The sequence below is a fragment of the Mycobacterium sp. IDUB_24 genome, assembly GCF_055419385.1.
Window position 1 is genome coordinate 1 of the sequence record NZ_JBVAXO010000029.1, and the last position, 244, is coordinate 244.

At 65.2% G+C, this 244-nt stretch carries 1 protein-coding gene; it reads left to right on the forward strand.

Features of this window, described 5'->3' with window-relative positions:
- The coding region (locus ACZYZF_RS29515; protein WP_463837609.1) for a hypothetical protein at positions 1-244 on the forward strand (244 nt) is incomplete at both ends.

Consider the following 244-nt stretch of genomic DNA (forward strand, 5'->3'; position numbering starts at 1 on the left):
ATCAGTTCTTCTACGGGCTGCGCTACGGCGAGGAACACCGGGTCGAGCTCGAGCGCGGTGTGCAGTTGCTGATCGGTCTGGAGGCGATCTCCGATGCCGACGAGCGGGGTATGCGCACGGTGATGTGCATCCTCAACGGGCAATTGCGTCCGATCACGGTGCGTGACCGCAGCATCGCCAGTGAGGTCCCGGCCGCGGAGAAGGCCGACCGCAACAACCCGGATCATGTCGCGGCACCGTTCGC